The organism is Flavobacterium sp. Flavsp81 (assembly GCF_059491325.1).
The window spans coordinates 333,085-351,004 of sequence record NZ_CP168505.1 but is presented as its reverse complement, the minus strand read 5'-3'; the positions used below and the strand labels follow the sequence as shown (position 1 = coordinate 351,004).

Genomic DNA, 17,920 nt, shown 5'->3' with positions numbered 1-17,920 from the left:
TGATTAGGCAGTTCTTTTTTTAATCTAAAATTTATGCACAAAATTATTGCCGGCTGGTACAAATTCTGACCAGTCAACTTCCAGTGCATACTCAATTGATTTTATAATATCCCTCATTAAAACCGGTTTACTAATAAAATAATTGGCTCCTAATAAACGGCATTTTTCAATTATGGCCGGTTCATTTGAAGTTGAAAATATAATTACCGGAATATCATTGTTTGTTTCTGAATTTCGGAGTTCCAACAATACATCAAATCCATTTTTTCCGGGCATATTCAAATCCAAAAAAATCAAATTTGGTGTTGGCGGAGGATTGTGAATTGCCTTTAATAATTTATCTCCGCTATTATAAGTCTGAAGGTGTATTTTTTTTGGTAATAATTCTACTGCATCTGCAAAAATGTTTAAATCGTCTTCATCATCATCAGTATAAAATATAATAAAATCGTTCATAGACACGTAAAAATAAAATAATCTGCATCAAAGATAAATAAATTTGCAGAATTATCAATAAAACTGTAATTGCTCCAAAGTTTTAAAAATAGAAATATCATAATCCTGAAAATGAATTATATAACTCTAAAAAAAAATAAAAAACTGATCTTTAGTTTATAAAAATTAAATAAATAAAGCCATGGGAGATCATAAAAACCTTAGAAACGAATCGGCAGCAGAAAAAATAAAAAATCTTGCCAACGATATAAAAACATGTATGCTTTGTACCTACAAAGATGGAAAACTGCAATCACGTCCTATGTCAGTTCAGGAAATTGATAAATATGGAAATCTCTGGTTTTTGTCTGATAAACACAGCCAAAAAAATGAAGAAATAAGCCTGAATCCGAAAGTAGAATTATTCTTTGTCCAGCCACATGATAAATTCCTGACGCTGCATGGGACCGCCACTATTTCTTATGACAGAAGAAGAATCAAAGAATTATGGAATCCTATTATTAAAGTCTGGATGCCTGAAGGTGAAGATGACCCGAATTTAAGTATTATAAAAGTAATTCCGGAAGAAGGATATTACTGGAACAATAAACATGGGAAAATGATCGCTATTGCTAAAATGGCTGTTGCTTTTGTTACCGGAAAAACTATGGATGATGGGATTGAAGGGAACTTAGAATTATAAACATAATAAATGGTTATTTTTCAAATAAAAATAGCCATTTATAATATTCTTAAAGTTCTGAAACATTAAAACCTCTTTTAATATAACCATTTATGAATGAATATATTATATTATAATTTATTGAATAACAAACCACTCATCGGTTTTTTGTGTATATCAACGAGTTTTTGTATATATCAACAAGTTTTTGCGTAATATAACTGAATTAACATAATACTTTTTGGGACCATGGGAGAAAATTACAAAACCATAAAAGCAGAAGACGATCTTAAATTAGTGCAAAAATTCGATGATATTGACAAGGAAATGCATAAAAAAGCAGTAGTGCTTATCTGCCTGCTAATAACTTTTTTTTTGGTGTTGCTATTAATTCTGTTAAGTAAGATTTTTTCGTTTCAGTCTTTTTTGTAAATCTATGAGACAGAGTATGAATAACAGATTTAAAAAATCAATTGCATCATCTGTTTATAATTTTTTTGAATTCCAAAGCATTTAAAATTCCTTCTTCACTTGCCGTATTGTTAAAATATACAAAAGCATTTTTATCTTCTGTTTTATTTTTAATATAATCTAATTGCTCTGAAGAATATCCGGAATAAAACATTTTTGGAGTTCCATGAAGCCTGATATAAATTAAAGGAAAACTATCCAAAATAGTTTCAGGCAGCTGAGGATGGCTTACACTGCAAAATGTAATGTTGTTTTCTATAAAAAGATTCCAAACTTTATCAATCCACCAGCTTTCATGACGAAATTCGATTACATTTTTAAATTTTGGATTTAAATTACTGATAATCGCATGAAGCCTTTCTTCACTAAAAGAATAGCTTGGCGGAAACTGAAATAAAACACATCCTAATTTATCTTTGAAACCCGTATCGCAAATAGCATAAAAATCTGAAATCAATTCTTCGCAGTTTGTAAACTTTTTGATATGTGTAATTTCTTTTGGTGCCTTTACTGAAAATATAAAATGTTCAGGTGCTTTTTTATACCAGTTCTCAAATATTTTTACTGTTGGAAATTTATAAAAACTGCCATTAAACTCATAAGTATCAAAGTGCTGGCAGTAATAATCAAACCATTTAGAGGCCGGTAAATTTTCCGGATAAAAAACACCTTTCCAGAAGCGGTTATTAAAACTGGAACATCCTGCTAAAACTTCATTTTTCATTGATATAATTGTTGACAGTTAATACAAAAAAAGCTGCGTCTTTTTTTCGTTCCGGTATGCTTCTTTATGATAGGGAGATTACAACGCTCACAAACACTTTTGGTATGTGCTTTCCAATGTTTCTTTAATTCATAATTCATTTTCCAGGCCAGGAATTGAAAACTATAAATAACACTTTCCTCAATCAGACTTTCTATATCTTTAATTGGAATTTTACCTACTAGTGATTCCGGATGAATTTTACATCGGTATAAAACTTCATTTTTAATGATATTCCCAACTCCTGAAAAGATGTCCTGTTCTAATAAAGCATCGCAAATCATTTGGTTTGGAATTTTTTCCAGGCTTTTTTTAGCTTTTACGGGATCCCATTTTTCATTCATTACATCCCGGCTCCAGTCGTAATAATCATTGACATCCCCTTCTAAAATTTTAATTGAACAGGTATAAAAATTAATTTCTCCATCTGAAAAAATCAGGCTTAGCCTCGGCGTAGTTTCTTTTCTTTCATTAATCCGATAAGTACCAAACATCAGCATATGTATTTTGACGGTAAAACCATCAAAACAAATTAAAAAATGTTTACCCCAACTTTTAAATGCCAGTATTGTTTTATTTTTTAATCTTTCAATATCAATACTGGTATTTCCTGCAACATCAATAACTTCTTTCCCTTCAAATCGCCGGGTTTCTTTTTTTAATATTACTATTGACGGACCTTCTGGCATACTCTTTTGTTTTTTATTATCTATTCTGATTTTTTATTAATTATTCTAATATCTAAACTAAAAAAGCACAGCTTAAAAACTGTGCTTTCTTAATCTCTTAAATTTAATCTGCTTCAGCAGCTTCAATATTTATTGCATCCACAGCAACCGTTGTCAGTTTTTGATCGGCGCTTTTTTCTTCTTCCAGAGTTTGTTCCAGTAAAGTAACAGCTTCGGTTAAACCTAAAGTTTCTGCAAATTGTCTTAGTGTTCCGTAAGTTGCAATTTCATAATGCTCAATTTTTTGAGCTGCTGCAATAATTCCGGCATCACGCACCACACCAATTTCAGTTTGTTCCATAATTGTTTTGCCTTCTTCGATTAAGCCTTCCATAGCTTCACATTTTTTTGCTGTTGCTTTTTTGCCAATCACTTCAAAAACCTTTTCCAGACGGGTTATTTGTTCTTCTGTTTCGGTTAAATGACTGTTAAGCAACTCAATCAAATCCGCTGAAACAGCATTTTTTGCCATTAGAGGAATCGCTTTTGTCAGTGCTTTTTCGGCCCAATAGATATCTTTCAGACTTGATGCAAACAATTCAGTTAAACCGGATGCTGCATCACTTTTAGGTTTTGTGGCTTCATTTTGATTATCAGTAGTTTTCATATATCTGTTTTTTATAATTACTATTTTCAAAATTAATTTGTTTAGAAAAAATAGAACTTATAATATTATTAATAAAAATTATACTATAAGCACCTGTGTATTATGAAATTGTATCTAAAAATATTGTAAGACCTTTTTTTTAAAATCGGCGTAAATTTAATTTGAACAGCTAAATAATCAATTATGAAAACAGATGCCCAATCCGGTAACGAAATTAAATTTTATATACACGAAGAATATCAAGATTCTAACTTAGACATTGATGGTATTTTGATTGATTCCGCCATTGATAATCTTCTAAAAGATTCAAATATCATTAGAAATGAAAACATTCCGAATGAAGAACAGGTAATCAATGAAAATGACTATATCACAAACCATCAGGAAGATGATGATTATGATCTGCCGGAACCTTCAGATCAGGAAGAACAACTAAATGAAGAAGATCTTGATGAAGAGGATTGGGAACGAAACGATCATTAAAATTCTAAAAATATTCAGATAAATTATGAAAGCCTTTAAACGCATGATTTTAAAGGTTTTTTATTTAATAGAAACTTCACATCCCATAAACGACTGTAAATTATGGAATTAGGAACCAAAATTCTATAAATATTTGCCTGGGGTTCTAACTAGATTTGTATAACAAACAACAAAAATTAATATTATGAATACTATAGATCAAAACAACGACATTTTCAAGGATAAAAGAGATCCCAGAAATCAGAGCATTTCTGATAAGGAAACTCTTCTAAATGATGACTTCCAAAATAATGAATTTGAAGATATTCATCAAACCAATGAAGAAATTGCCAATCAGGGATATACGGTACGAAATGGGTATGATCCTAACAACCCAAATCCGGAGCAGGAAAAAATCACAAATGATGAGGATGACCTGGACGATTTAGATGATGATTTTCATTCAGAAAAAGATTTGGAACACGATGATGATGATGACTATATCGAAGAAGATCTGGATGATGACGGAGAAGATTTAAATATCACAAATGATGAATTTGATAACCCATCAGACGATTTTAACGAAACTGAAGACGTTTTAGAAGACATCGATGAAGACGATGATGAAGACGACGACTATAAAGAAGATGACGTGCAGGAAGAAGATGACAACTACGAAGAAGATGATATCCAGGAAGACGAAGAGGAAGATTATCCTGCGAATGATCCAAGAAAGTTTTAGATCATAAAAAAGAAACCCGTTAAATATTAACGGGTTTCTTTTTTATAATTAATCTCCAATTTTTTCCAAAACAGGAATATCGTCCATTTTTTCCAAACGCTCTGCCAATCCGGATCTGGCTTCTGTTAATTCTTCCTCAGCTTTAATTAATTCTTTGTACCATTTATCTTTTTCAATGGTGTTTATATTTTCAATTTTACGCATTATTTCATAAATTTCACCTTCAGCTTCCATCACCTTCAATCTTTTATAATATGTCAGGCTTTCAGTCATATGGGCAAGTGCAATCATAGCGGTTAAAAAAGGATGATTATTGGTTACATTAACATCCTTAATTTTCCCATGCTCAAGTTCCACTTTCAAAGCAAAGGCAAATTCTTCCATATTAAATGTTTCGTACTTGCTGTTCGGGTTTAAATATGCCTTTATTGACTCTACATTATTCATTGTCGATAAATCAACATCCGTATCTTTAGTATCATTCAAATCATTAAAAACAACCAGTCCAATTGCTCTTGCTTCAGCAATGGTTGGATCATTCTCCGGGTTTTCGAAATCGCGTACCGACCAATCCCAATTATCAGGATGAACGGGTTTTATGTATTTTTCGCAAAAATCTGTAACATCATTTTTTAAGCTTACCATTTCATCTTCCCTTTTTATGTAGACATCCTGATAAGCACCGCTTTTTGTTCCCATGATTTTTATTTATTTATTAAAATTACAAACGACACATATACCGAAATAGATGTGCCGTATTTATTTTATTTTGAAATTTTTTTGCTAAACTTTCCTTCTGCCGCTAATCAATGACAGTATAAATAATACAATAAATATAAAGAATAGGACTTTAGCTATACTTGCGGCTCCGGCAGCAATTCCTCCAAAACCAAATATTCCGGCTATTATCGCCAAAATAATAAAAATGACTGTCCAACGTAACATAATATAGATTTTTAATTAATACTGATTTGTTTGTCCTATCAAATTTCCATCTTTAACAGGAATTGAGTTAACTCAAAACATTATTTTTTTATCTCAATCGAATAGTCTTTCTTAATCTGGATTAAGTTGATTTTGGCTTTTATAAACTATTTTTGCAATGAAAATTACAGCATATGAAAAAATATGATTTTTTGATCCTTGGCAAAAACCAGCCTATACTCGAAATCTTAATCCGGCTTGTAAATGCCAATGAAAATTGGAATGCTGTTGGATTTAATCACGAAAAACTAGCTCAGGATTACTTTTTGGAAAATAAGCCGGATTTTGTTTTATTAAGTTCCGGAATTGAAAAAAACATTGAAAAAGAGTTCACTGACTTTTGCCTGGAAGTTCATCCTGATGTTGAAGTCATTGAGCATTTTGGAGGTGGAAGCGGATTGCTTCAATCCGAAATACTGGACAGGTTATATCAAAAAGGGAAACTTTAAAATGGAAAAGAAATATTCAGTTGCCATTTATCCTTCGCAGGACGTCATTGACTCTGTCAAAATAATGAAAGACTACCTGGAAACCAAAATCGGCTGGTATAACAGTAAAAACTCGACTGCACATATTACAATCTGCGAATTTAAAATGACAGAAGCCGAACTGGAAAAAATCAAACAAAAACTCCATAAAGTCTGTGATACCTTTACGCCATTTCCCGTACAATTAGATCATTTTGGCGCTTATGAAAATGGTGCTTTCTTCATCGCTCCAAATGAAGACTCCAAAAATAATTTAAAACCAGTCATGAAAAAAACCCAGGATGCTTTGCGGCTTTCAAATATGAAAAAAAGCAGCGATCCTCATATTTCCATTGGCCGAAGATTAACTCCTGAAAGTATAAAAATAGCCTCTCACCTTTTCACCACTATTAATATTAATTTTTCATGCAATTCGATTGTATTGCGTGAATTAGATGAAATCAAAAAGCAGTTTTTTGTAATCGATACTTTTACTTTTAATAGTAATCCGCTGCCTGAATTTGTTCAGGGAAGTTTGTTCTGAATTAAATTTCAATATCAACTTCAATGGCAATGCCAATATTTTATTTAAACTCGATTTTATTTCTATTGTGTCTTAATATAAAGTGAAAGACTTCAGTACAATCAAAAATCTGTGTTTCTATGTGTTGAATAAAATTAAAATATCAGTTTTTATATTCCTTACTATAATATTTTAAGATTTCGTATATTTGAATTTTACAATTTATTCATGAAATCATTAGATTCATTTTATCAGGACATCAGTCAGGGTTCAGTCGAACCAAGTTCTTTATTGCCAAACGATATCAAAAAAGAAATTGGTCATTTTAATGTCTTTGACATTAAAAAACTTATGGACAAACTTCAGGAAAAATGGGTTATGCCTTATGACCGAAGGGCTTTTTACAAAATAAGCCTGATTAAAGGCAAAAACATAGCTGAATACTCCGATAAAGTCATTCAGATAGAAAAATATGCACTCTTGTTTGCTACTCCAAAAATTCCTTATAATTACCTCCCGCAGGACAATAATCAATCTGGGCAATTTTGCGTATTTACGAATGAATTTCTCTCTAAAAACAAAAGCGGAATCGATCTTGATGAACTTCCAATTTTTGCAGCAGGCGGTTATCCGGTGTTTCAGCTTTCGGATGAAGAAGTTGTTGAGGTTGAACTGATATTCAATAAAATACAAAAAGAAATCAATTCAGATTATGCCTATAAATATGATCTGATTCGGAATTACGTTGCCGAGTTAATTCACTTCGGACAAAAATTACAGCCTTTAACGGCACTTTATTCGAAACATAATTCGGCAGCAGGGTTTCTTCTTTATTTGCTGAATTATTAGAACGACAATTCCCTATTGAATCTCCCCACCAGCGGCTTACACTTAGGACAGCTAAAGATTTTGCCAACAGGTTATCTGTTCATGTCAATCATTTGAATAAGGTTTTAAAAGAAAACACCGGAAAAACCACAACCGAATTAATTAGCACCCGGTTAATAAAGGAGGCCAAAATTCTCTTAAAACAAACTGACTGGAACATCTCTGAAATTGCTTATTCTTTAGGTTTTGAAGAGCTGGCACATTTTTCTAATTTCTTTAAAAAACAAACTTCTTTCACGCCTCTGGCTTTCCGAAGTTAATTTTAGATTTTGAGATTGAAATTGATTTTTTGAATTTTGAATTTTGATTTCCCTGATTTGAATTTCGCAAATATCGATTTGAAATTTACAATTCCCCAACGCTGCTTTGCTTCTACCTTTGTCTTATCAATTTAAAAACAAATTAAAATGGCAGGAAATACAAAAATAGCCTTAGTAACAGGCGGAAGCAGAGGTTTGGGTAAAAACATGGCATTAGCTATAGCAAAAAAAGGAATAAACGTTATTCTGACTTATAACAGCAAAAAAGAAGAAGCTGAAGCTGCAGTAAAAAAAATTGAAAGTCTGGGACAAAAGGCCGTGGCAATTCAATTGAATGTGGCTGAATCTGATACTTTTGATGCTTTTTTAGAAGAAATTTCTAAAGCTTTAAAAAGTACTTTTAATACTGATAAGTTCGATTTTTTGGTAAATAATGCCGGAATCGGGATTCATAAACCCTACATGGAAACAACCGAAGCTGAATTCAATGAGTTAAACAATATTCATTTTAAAGGTCCATTTTTTCTGACTCAAAAAGCGTTGAAAATTATGAATGATGGTGGTGGAATCGTAAATATTTCTACCGGTCTGGCTCGATTTTCATTTCCAGGCTACTCAGCTTACGCGGCTATGAAAGGCGGAATCGAAACCCTGACCAAATATCAGGCAAAAGAATTGGGAGAAAGAAAAATCAGGGTAAATGTAGTGGCTCCCGGCGCTATTGAAACTGATTTTGGCGGTGGTGCTGTTCGTGATAATGAGCAATTAAATAAAAACATAGCTTCATTGACTGCATTGGGAAGAGTTGGTTTGCCTGATGATATTGGCGGTGTTGTTGCTTTCTTATGTACCGAAGACGCCCGCTGGGTCAATGCACAACGCATTGAAGTTTCAGGAGGAACAAATTTGTAATATTTCGGAATCCGGTTATAAATAAAAACCCGACAGATTTATGGTCCGTCGGGTTTTCTCCTTGTTAATATATTGAGTTAGTAAGAATTCCTTTTTTTAGTTTTTTTGAATGATAACATTAAAGCCTCCATTTTTATCAAAGACAACATCGTAGAAGTTTGAGTCTTTTTCTATTCCGACTTCATAAGTTGTTTTGTTTTTATAATCGACAACCACACTGGCTTCCCGAATAGTGTTTTTTGGATAATTTTTCTTCAGGTAATTCAAAGCGGCAACCGGTAGTTTGGAAACAGGAATAGCCAGTTCAAAAGCTTTTAACACACCCAGATTATCATAAACGGCTAATGCTTCCCCATCATTGGTATTAAATTTTGCTTCATATCTGATTTCGTCGTTATCATCTCCAACATATTCCAATCCCCAAACCGGAATTTTATTTGGATATTCTTTTTGAAACGTTTCTATTACTTTTAGTGGAGGAGTTACTACACTATTGGGTGAAACTTCCGTCTGACCGATTAAAATACCGGTGTATAAAAAAATAATAAGACCTAAAATACTTTTCATAATTCTTAATTTAAATTAATAATCTTGAAAACTGTATACTAAAAGTACTACTTTTAAATGAAGAAAAAATGAAGAAGCTTAAAATTTAACAAGAAAATTTACTGATAACCCGTTGATGAATTCAAAACAGGTATCAGGCAGAGCGGAGTCGAAACCCTTTAGATGTAAAAAGCCTTCAACTAATTTATCCTGAACGAAGCCGAATGGCAAGGCTCTAATAAATTAAAAAGCAAAAAGCCTGCAGAACATTTCCTGGCAGGCTTCTTTTTTGAAATAATTGAATTAGTAAGCATTCTTTATTTCTAATTTTTATTTTTCAATCGATCAGTTAATTCTCTTCTGTAAGTAATCCCAATCGGTAGTTTTTCTTTTTTTATGATGACAAAATCCTTCTCGGCAGCTTCAATTTTATCCAGTGCCACTATATAGGATTTATGAATTCGCATAAAGTTTTTTTCAGGCAGGCATTTCTCCAGTTCGCTTGTGGTAATCGATGCCAGAAAAGTTCTTTTGATGGTGTGCAATTTCACATAATTACCAAAACTCTGCGCATACAAAAGCTGGTCTAATTCGATGTCAACAAAATAACCGTCAATTTTTACGTTTACTGAATTGACTATAATTTCGTCTTCTTTATTGATTGCATTTTCAGTTAGAAAAAAACGATCAACAGCTTTCAGAAATCTGGGAAAATAAATTGGTTTCAAAAGATAATCAATAACTCCGTAATCGTAGCTTTCGAGGGCAAATTCAGAATAAGCGGTTGTTAAAATCGTTTTAGGATGCACCTGAAGAATCTTCAGTAACTCCATTCCTGAAATCTCAGGCATATTAATATCCAAAAACATCAGATCTACTCTGTTTTCACGAAGGTAATCCATTGCTTCAATTCCATTATAACCTTGAAAAACAAGTTCTAAATTTGGGTTTTGCTTTATATAATTCGCCAAAACATAATGTGCTGCCGGCTCATCATCAACGATAATACACTTTTTGGATTCTCTCATTATACAAACTTTTTCAGTTGTAATTTCAAATCAACTATATACGTATTTTTATCATCCTGAATATCCAATTTATAGTCTTTCCCATAAATCAGGTTCAAACGTTCAATCGTATTTTTTAAACCGATTTTGGTCGAAACAACATCTGTTTTTTTATTCGGAATTGAATTGACTACGTGTAAATGAAGCAAACCATTTTCGACGGTAATAATAATTCGTACAAAACATTTTTCAATAGCGCAGGTTCCATGTTTAAAAGCATTCTCTATAAACGCAATCAATAACATGGGCGAAACTTTATAGGCATTTTCGTTATCAATTTTGCAATCATACGTAATGTCGCAACGATATCCTACTCTTTCTTTTTCGAGCTGCACATAACTGTTTATAAACTCCAGTTCGTCTTCAAGAGATACACATTGTTTGTTATTACTTTCCAGCTGATAGCGCATCAATTGTGATACTTTCATGATCAAATCCGGGGTTCTTTCAGGAAATTCCAGACTGATTCCGTAAAGTGTATTAAAGGTGTTGAATAAAAAATGCGGATTCAGCTGTCCTTTTAAGGAATTTAACTGCATTTGATTGAACAGCAAGGTTTCATCAGTCTGCTTTTTGTGAATACGGTAGAATTTAAAAACAATTATCGGGCTTAAAATACAGACCAAAGTACCTAAAACACTTGCAAGTTGATACACATAACTTCTTTGATGTGAATTTTGATACAAATGGCACTTGCTAAACATATCAAGCTTTGTTATTTCGTATAAAACAATCGAAAAAACCAATACACCAAACAAGGTCAGAAATACATAAGTCAGCGGTTTTTGTGCCTTAAATAATATGGGAAGCAGAAAAAAACGATTGAACTGGGCATGCATGTAGAGAATAAAGTAGAAAAAAACACCCATTAAAATAGAAGTGAACGAACTAAATAACATCCAGTCATTCTTTAAGGTATAAATCGTAAATGAAAAGAGAACAACGGCTATTTCCTGCCACCATTTGTTGTCCAATATGTTATCAAATTTTTTATTCATTTTTTAATGCTAAAAATAACCTGTTGGTGTAATTCAAAAAGGTGCCACCCTGAGCGGAGTCGAAGGCTTATTGAATGAAAAGGGCTTCGACTAAGTTTATCCTGAGCGAAGCCGAATGGACTCAGCCTGACAATGATTTTTAAAGTAAGATGTTTTTACTTTATATCAAATAAGAATTTCTATCAATTACGCTTAACTGGTTTAAACAGTTTACAAATTAACCACAAAATTTTAATTATTATTCCCAATAAATGACAAATTCAATTGGTCATTTATTAGTGTATTACATCATTTAAGAAAGCTTATATCGATCTAAGACAAATAAATTTGTTAGATAATTTTACACTTTGAGTTTATATGTATTTCAAAAAAATTACTCTATTACTTTTCCTGATTTTTGCCTCAATCGGTTATTCACAAACCTTGTCTTTAAAAGAAGCTATAAAAACAGGTTTGGAAAATTACGGATCGATCAGGGCAAAAAGCAATTATAGCAATGCTTCGCGGGAAACGCTAAAACAATCCAAACGCGATTACTTACCGAATCTTAACTTATCGGCCCAACAAGATTACGGAACAGTAAACGGGCAAAACGGTCCGCTTTATGGTTTTGGAGGGTTGGGAGTTGCTTCATCCGGGCTTCCATTGCCGGAACAAAACTGGAATTCTGCTTTTGGGGCACTTTATTTAGTGAACATGAACTGGGATTTTTTCACTTTCGGAAAAGCAAAAGAAAAAATAAATTTGGCCAAAATAGATGTACAGGCCAAAGAAAAAGACCTGAACCAGGAAAAATTCCAATTGGAAATCAAAATTTCTGCCGCTTATCTCAATTTATTGGCAAGCCAGAGATTATTGATTTCACAGCAAAAGAATTTAAGCCGTGCCGAAGTCTTCAAAAAGACAGCCGTAGCCCGTGTTAAAAACGGATTATTGGCCGGAGTCGATTCTACTTTGGCTACAGCCGAAGTTTCAAAAGCTAAAATTGCGTTGAATCTTGCACGCAATTTCGTTAAGGAACAAAACAATAAATTAGTCGATTTGATGGGCGTTGCGCCTCAGGATTTTGTTGCCGATACGATTTTTGTAAACCAGATTCCGAAAGCATTATTATTGTCTGAAAAAACAACTGACAGCCTTCATCCGTTGCTTCAATTATATAAAACCAGGATCGACTACAGCAATCAGCAGACTAAATTATACAAGCGATTTTATTATCCTACCATGAGCGCTTTTGGCATCCTGCAGACAAGAGCCTCAGGTTTTGATTCGGCTTATGCAGCAGACCAGACCGCTTTTAACCGAAATTACTGGGATGGCGTAAATCCGGATCGTACCAATTATTTGATAGGAGTTGGAATTACCTGGAATCTGACTACACCGTTTCGAATGAGCAAACAGGTAAGTGCGCAAAAATTTGTTTCGCAGGGATTGCAGGAAGAATATAATCAGGCGGACAGAGAGTTGAAATCGCAATTGAATTTTGCTGAAGATAAAATAAAAATCACTCTGGAAAATTATGCCGAAGCGCCCATTCAGGTGAATGCGGCACAAAGAGCATATTTGCAAAAATCGACTTTATACAAAAACGGCCTGACAGATCTGACAGACATCACACAAACGTTATTCACTTTAAACCGTGCCGAAATCGACCGTGATATCGTCAATAATAATGTCTGGCAATCTTATCTCCTAAAAGTAGCCGCAACGGGCAATTTCGACTTATTTATAAATGAATTTTAATTATAGATCCTAATGAATTTAATACGTTTTGCACTCCGCAAACCCATCTCTATATTGGTATTGGTGGCTGGTTTATTTTTCTTCGGAATTGGCGCCATCAAAGACATTAAGGTAGACATTCTTCCGAAGATGAATTTGCCGGTAATTTATATTGCGCATCCTTTTGGAGGGTACACACCGGACCAGATGGAGGCTTATTTTGCCAAAAATTATGTCAACATTCTTCCTTTTGCCAATGGCATAAAATCGGTAGAAACCAAGAATATTCAGGGGTTGATGATTATGAAATTAACCTATTACGAAAACACCAATATGGCGCAGGCTGCTGCCGAATTGGGTGCATTATCCAACAGGATTCAGGCTGCATTTCCGCCTGGAACACAACCTCCGTTTATCATTCGTTTTGATGCTTCGTCTTTGCCTATCGGACAGTTGGTTTTGAGCAGTAAAATACGTTCTAATAACGAATTGCAGGATTTAGCGAATGTTTATGTTCGTGCTTCGTTTACTTCAATTCCCGGTTTATTATCTCCGGCTCCCTTTGGCGGAAGCCCAAGAACAGTAGAGGTTAACGTTGATCCTGATTTATTGCGCTCGCACAATATGACACCCGACCAGATTGTGGAAGCAATTCGTGTGAACAACCAAACGGCTCCATCCGGAAACGTGAGAATTGGCGATATCAATTACATTTCGCCAACCAATAATACCATTAAGGAAATTAAGGATTTTGAGCAGATTCCATTGTTCAAAGGCGGTGTTCAAAACCTGAAATTAGGTGATGTTGCCACTGTAAAAGACGGTGCCGATGTAACCAACGGATATGCTTTGGTCAACGGAAAACGTTCGGTTTACATCAGTATTGCAAAGGCCGGAGATGCTTCGACCTGGGACGTGGTTCAGAAATTAAAAGCCGAATTGCCTAAAATTCAGAGCACACTTCCCGAAGACGTACAATTATCATACGAATTTGACCAGTCGGTTTATGTAATCAACTCGGTTAAAAGTTTGATTACCGAAGGAATCATCGGAGCGGTTTTAACCGGATTAATGGTTTTATTATTCTTAGGTGACAGGCGTGCAGCGTTAATCGTAATCCTGACGATTCCAATTTCGATTATTTCGGGAGTTTTATTCCTGAAATTATTCGGACAGACGATCAACTTAATGTCGTTGAGCGGACTGGCTTTGGCAATTGGAATTCTGGTAGATGAAAGTACGGTAACCATCGAAAACATTCACCAGCATCTCGCTATGGGAAAACCAAAAGCACTCGCAATTTGGGACGCCTGTCAGGAAATTGCCTTGCCAAAATTATTGATTCTGCTTTGTATCCTGGCAGTTTTTGCACCCGCCTTTACGATGGTCGGGATTCCGGGAGCGTTGTTTTTGCCGTTGGCATTAGCGATTGGTTTTTCAATGGTCATTTCGTTTTTATTATCTCAGACTTTTGTGCCTGTAATGGCCAACTGGCTGATGAAAGACCATCCAAAACACGAACACGCGCCAAACATTACAGATGACGAAGCCGAATTTAATACTTGTGGATTAACACCTGAATCTGAAAAAGATTTAATCAGCCAGAAAAAAGCAATCGTTGAAAAAGAAGATTTTGATAATGATAAAAAAATAAGTCGTTTTGAAAAATTCAGGATCCGATTTATGAAAACCTTAGACCGATTGTTTCCGTTCAAAAAAGCAGCAGCTTTAACGTATTTGATTGTAATTACAGCCCTTGCGGTAGTATTTATATCTTTTATTGGAAAAGATGTTTTTCCGAAAGTAAATTCAAGTCAATTTCAGCTGAGAATGCGTGCTCCCGACGGAACCCGCTTGGAACGTACCGAAGAGAAAGCCATCTTAGTGTTGAAAGAGCTGAAAAAAACGGTAGGCAATGAACACATCGGAATTTCGTCTGTATATGTGGGCCAGCACCCGTCGCTGTTCTCGATTAACCCAATTTATTTGTTCATGGCGGGTTCTCATGAAGCTGTTTTTCAGGTAAGTCTGAAGGATTATCACGTAGATATGGATGATTTTAAAGATGACCTTAGGGCGAGAATCAAAAAAATCCTTCCTGATGTAAAAATCTCTTTTGAACCTATTGAATTGACGGACAAAGTTTTGAGTCAGGGCTCTCCTACTCCAATCGAAATTCGAATTGCAGGAAAAGACAAAAAACGAAATGAATTATATGCCAATCAAATCGTTGAAAAACTACAAAAAATAGCCTATTTCAGAGATGTACAGATTGGTCAGCCGATTCATTATCCGGCGATGAATATTGATATTGACCGAACCCGTGCTGCCGAATTGGGTGTTGACATGAACGATATTTCGCGCTCGCTGATTGCCTCTACCTCATCATCAAGATATACGGAAAAAAATACATGGATTGACGAAAAATCAGGTTTGTCGGTAAATGTTCAGGTTCAGGTCCCTTTGAATAAAATGAAAAGCAAAACCGATATGGGAGAAATTCCGGTATTAAAAAACTCGCTTCGTCCCGTTTTAAGTGACGTTGCCAAAATTACACCCGGCTTTGTAAGCGGTGAAAATGACAATTTAGGGGCAATGCCATACATTACCGTTACAGCAAACATCAGTCAAACCGATTTGGGGACGGCAACTAAAGATGTAGCTGCAACAATCAGTTCATTAGGAGAATTACCACGTGGTTTGTTTGTTACGCCAATTGGACTGAGTAAAGTTTTGGAAGAAACATTAAGCAGTTTACAAGTAGGATTATTGGTTGCCATCTTTGTAATCTTCTTAATGTTGGCCGCTAATTTCCAGTCATTCAAGGTTTCGCTGGTTATTTTAACCACAGTTCCGGCGGTAGTTTTAGGAGCGTTATTAATGCTGACTATTACAGGTTCAACCCTAAACTTACAATCGTATATGGGCATCATCATGTCGGTTGGAGTTTCGATTGCGAACGCCGTTTTACTGGTTACCAATGCCGAGCAACTGCGAAAAATAAACGGAAACGCCTTAGAGTCGGCTCGTGAGGCAGCGGCGCTGCGTCTTCGTCCGATTATCATGACCTCGGTGGCAATGATTGCGGGAATGTTACCTATGGCAATTGGTCATGGCGAGGGAGGCGATCAGGTTTCTCCGTTAGGAAGAGCCGTTATTGGCGGACTGTTATTTTCGACCTTTGCCGTATTATTAATCTTGCCGTTAATTTTTGCCTGGGCGCAGGAACATACCACAACACAATCTGTTTCTTTAGATCCTGAAGACGAAGAAAGCATCCATTATATCTCATCAATAAATCCGAAAAATGCAAAATAAAATTATACAATCGACCGCATTATTTTTTACAGCCGTATTTCTTCTAACCAGCTGTAATTCAAAGAAAGAAGAAACTCCTACTGCCGTAATCGAGCCTAAAACAGAAACATTTCTTTTAGAAAAAGAAAAACTGACCACCGAATTGCGTTTGCCTGCCGAATTAACCGGTTTTCAGCAAGTGGATTTGTATGCGAAAGTAAGCAGTTTCGTAAAAACCTTAAAAGTTGATATTGGTTCAAAAGTGACCAAAGGACAGCTCTTGATTGTTTTGGAAGCGCCTGAAATCAGCTCGCAACTAGCTGCTGCCGAATCAAGACTAAAATCGATGGAGGCTATTTACGCCACCAGTAAAAGCACTTACAACCGTTTATACGAAACAAGCAAAGTGGAAGGAACGATTTCTAAAAATGACCTGGAAATGGCAAGCGGAAAGAAAAACTCAGATTACGCCCAATATCAGGCAGCTGTTGCCGCGCATAAAGAAGTGAAAATCATGAGAGGTTATCTTGAAATCCGCGCGCCTTTTGACGGAATTGTGGCTGCCAGAAATGTGAATTTAGGAACTTTTGTTGGTCCTGCTTCAAGTTCGCCATTATTGACGATTCAGCAGCAGGATAAATTGCGTCTGGCCGTTTCTGTTCCCGAATTGTACACCGGATATTTGCACACTGGCGACGAAATGAGTTTTAACGTAAAATCATTGCCGGAAACTTTTAAAGCCACAATCACCAGAATGTCCGGAGCATTAGATTTGAAACTACGTTCTGAAAGAGTCGAAATGGATGTACACAATACAAAAAACAATTTATTACCCGGAATGGTAGCCGAAGTTTTATTATCGCTTAACGCGAAAGACAGCACATTTGTAATTCCAAAATCGGCATTGGTGAGTTCTGCTGAAGGGACTTTTGTAATCAAAGTGCTCAACCATAAAGCTACAAGAGTCGACGTAAAAAGAGGAAGAGAAATCGACGATAAAATCGAAATATTTGGTGATTTGAACCGCAAAGACCAACTGGTAAAAATCGCCAGCGAAGAAATTAAGGAAGGCGATGTTATAAACGAATAATCTGTACGCATTAATTAATTATTGGTTTGTTCGAAAGTGCTGTAAGACTTAGGTTTTGCAGCATTTTTTTTAGGAGCTGTTTCCTGCTATCCGCTTGTATATTTTTCTGGCTAAAGGAGCCAGAAAAAGGATACCGCTGCTATCAGGGCTAAGGGTTTAGTTTTTATAAGGAATAAACAGGTATAAGTACGTGGTTGTTTGTGTTTGTAAAATGATATTTTTGAAAAAGAATAATATGAAACCAAGGCTTCGTAAATACAGCCAAATTGGGTAGAT

General features: G+C 34.9%; 18 protein-coding genes and 1 pseudogene. 10 read left to right on the top strand and 9 right to left on the bottom strand.

The window, feature by feature from the left end:
- Window positions 1–24 precede the first annotated feature (24 nt).
- The gene (locus ACEN92_RS01595) at window positions 25–456 is read right to left on the bottom strand and encodes a response regulator (RefSeq protein ID WP_495640623.1); all 432 of its coding nucleotides are present in this window, start codon (window positions 454–456) and stop codon (window positions 25–27) included.
- A 181-nt stretch (window positions 457–637) separates the two neighbouring features.
- On the opposite strand from ACEN92_RS01595, the gene ACEN92_RS01590 reads away from it, so the two are divergent.
- A complete protein-coding gene (locus tag ACEN92_RS01590; protein ID WP_495640622.1) occupies window positions 638–1,138 on the top strand; it encodes a pyridoxamine 5'-phosphate oxidase family protein in 501 nt (166 codons plus the stop codon).
- 457 nt (window positions 1,139–1,595) lie between these two features.
- Here the strand turns inward: ACEN92_RS01590 and ACEN92_RS01585 are convergent, their stop codons facing one another.
- The 3 genes from ACEN92_RS01585 to ACEN92_RS01575 form a co-directional block, all read right to left on the bottom strand.
- The gene (locus tag ACEN92_RS01585; protein WP_495640621.1) at window positions 1,596–2,312 is read right to left on the bottom strand and encodes a DUF72 domain-containing protein; all 717 of its coding nucleotides are present in this window, start codon (window positions 2,310–2,312) and stop codon (window positions 1,596–1,598) included.
- Window positions 2,309–3,040: a DNA-formamidopyrimidine glycosylase family protein gene (locus ACEN92_RS01580; protein ID WP_495640620.1), complete on the bottom strand. Its 732-nt coding sequence runs from the start codon at window positions 3,038–3,040 to the stop codon at window positions 2,309–2,311. The genes ACEN92_RS01585 and ACEN92_RS01580 overlap by 4 nt, the downstream gene beginning before the upstream one ends.
- A gap of 103 nt (window positions 3,041–3,143) precedes the next feature.
- Window positions 3,144–3,686: a YciE/YciF ferroxidase family protein gene (locus ACEN92_RS01575; RefSeq protein WP_495640619.1), complete on the bottom strand. Its 543-nt coding sequence runs from the start codon at window positions 3,684–3,686 to the stop codon at window positions 3,144–3,146.
- A gap of 183 nt (window positions 3,687–3,869) precedes the next feature.
- On the opposite strand from ACEN92_RS01575, the gene ACEN92_RS01570 reads away from it, so the two are divergent.
- Both ACEN92_RS01570 and ACEN92_RS01565 read left to right on the top strand, forming a co-directional pair.
- A complete protein-coding gene (locus ACEN92_RS01570) occupies window positions 3,870–4,169 on the top strand; it encodes a hypothetical protein (protein WP_495640618.1) in 300 nt (99 codons plus the stop codon).
- Between the two features lie 184 nt (window positions 4,170–4,353).
- On the top strand, window positions 4,354–4,890 hold the full coding sequence (locus ACEN92_RS01565) for a hypothetical protein (protein ID WP_495640617.1): 537 nt from the start codon (window positions 4,354–4,356) through the stop codon (window positions 4,888–4,890).
- Window positions 4,891–4,938: 48 nt separating this feature from the next.
- Here ACEN92_RS01565 and ACEN92_RS01560 read toward each other — a convergent pair whose 3' ends face one another.
- Together ACEN92_RS01560 and ACEN92_RS01555 are read right to left on the bottom strand one after the other, a co-directional pair.
- Entirely contained in the window at window positions 4,939–5,589 is a 651-nt protein-coding gene (locus tag ACEN92_RS01560; protein ID WP_495640616.1) for a DUF5661 family protein, read from the bottom strand.
- An 84-nt stretch (window positions 5,590–5,673) separates the two neighbouring features.
- Window positions 5,674–5,835, bottom strand: a complete 162-nt coding sequence (locus tag ACEN92_RS01555) for a DUF1328 family protein (protein ID WP_495640615.1) — start codon at window positions 5,833–5,835, stop codon at window positions 5,674–5,676.
- 173 nt (window positions 5,836–6,008) lie between these two features.
- Here ACEN92_RS01555 and ACEN92_RS01550 point away from each other — a divergent pair, with 173 nt between their 5' ends.
- The 4 genes and pseudogenes from ACEN92_RS01550 (at window position 6,009) to ACEN92_RS01535 (ending at window position 8,924) form a co-directional block, all read left to right on the top strand.
- Window positions 6,009–6,323, top strand: coding sequence for a hypothetical protein (locus ACEN92_RS01550; RefSeq protein ID WP_495640614.1), 315 nt, complete (start codon window positions 6,009–6,011; stop codon window positions 6,321–6,323).
- A gap of 1 nt (window position 6,324) precedes the next feature.
- Complete coding sequence (locus ACEN92_RS01545) at window positions 6,325–6,885, top strand: 2'-5' RNA ligase family protein (RefSeq protein ID WP_495640613.1); 561 nt, start codon at window positions 6,325–6,327, stop codon at window positions 6,883–6,885.
- Between the two features lie 207 nt (window positions 6,886–7,092).
- Window positions 7,093–8,012, top strand: a pseudogene (locus ACEN92_RS01540) (helix-turn-helix domain-containing protein).
- A gap of 147 nt (window positions 8,013–8,159) precedes the next feature.
- Window positions 8,160–8,924 (top strand): SDR family NAD(P)-dependent oxidoreductase, encoded by a 765-nt coding sequence (locus tag ACEN92_RS01535; protein WP_495640612.1) that lies wholly within the window; start codon window positions 8,160–8,162, stop codon window positions 8,922–8,924.
- A gap of 96 nt (window positions 8,925–9,020) precedes the next feature.
- Here ACEN92_RS01535 and ACEN92_RS01530 read toward each other — a convergent pair whose 3' ends face one another.
- The 3 genes from ACEN92_RS01530 to ACEN92_RS01520 all read right to left on the bottom strand — a co-directional run bounded on the left by ACEN92_RS01530 (window position 9,021) and on the right by ACEN92_RS01520 (window position 11,535).
- A complete protein-coding gene (locus tag ACEN92_RS01530) occupies window positions 9,021–9,491 on the bottom strand; it encodes a hypothetical protein (RefSeq protein WP_495640611.1) in 471 nt (156 codons plus the stop codon).
- Between the two features lie 302 nt (window positions 9,492–9,793).
- On the bottom strand, window positions 9,794–10,498 hold the full coding sequence (locus tag ACEN92_RS01525) for a LytR/AlgR family response regulator transcription factor (RefSeq protein WP_495640610.1): 705 nt from the start codon (window positions 10,496–10,498) through the stop codon (window positions 9,794–9,796).
- Window positions 10,498–11,535, bottom strand: a complete 1,038-nt coding sequence (locus ACEN92_RS01520) for a sensor histidine kinase (protein WP_495640609.1) — start codon at window positions 11,533–11,535, stop codon at window positions 10,498–10,500. The genes ACEN92_RS01525 and ACEN92_RS01520 overlap by 1 nt, the downstream gene beginning before the upstream one ends.
- Window positions 11,536–11,892: 357 nt before the next feature.
- Between ACEN92_RS01520 and ACEN92_RS01515 the strand changes: the two genes are divergently transcribed.
- The 3 genes from ACEN92_RS01515 to ACEN92_RS01505 are packed head-to-tail and all read left to right on the top strand — an operon-like array spanning window position 11,893 to window position 17,644.
- Entirely contained in the window at window positions 11,893–13,278 is a 1,386-nt protein-coding gene (locus ACEN92_RS01515) for a TolC family protein (protein ID WP_495640608.1), read from the top strand.
- Window positions 13,279–13,290: 12 nt separating this feature from the next.
- Window positions 13,291–16,575, top strand: a complete 3,285-nt coding sequence (locus ACEN92_RS01510) for an efflux RND transporter permease subunit (protein ID WP_495640607.1) — start codon at window positions 13,291–13,293, stop codon at window positions 16,573–16,575.
- Window positions 16,565–17,644: an efflux RND transporter periplasmic adaptor subunit gene (locus tag ACEN92_RS01505; RefSeq protein ID WP_495640606.1), complete on the top strand. Its 1,080-nt coding sequence runs from the start codon at window positions 16,565–16,567 to the stop codon at window positions 17,642–17,644. Before ACEN92_RS01510 ends, ACEN92_RS01505 begins: the two co-directional genes overlap by 11 nt.
- Window positions 17,645–17,920 lie beyond the last annotated feature (276 nt).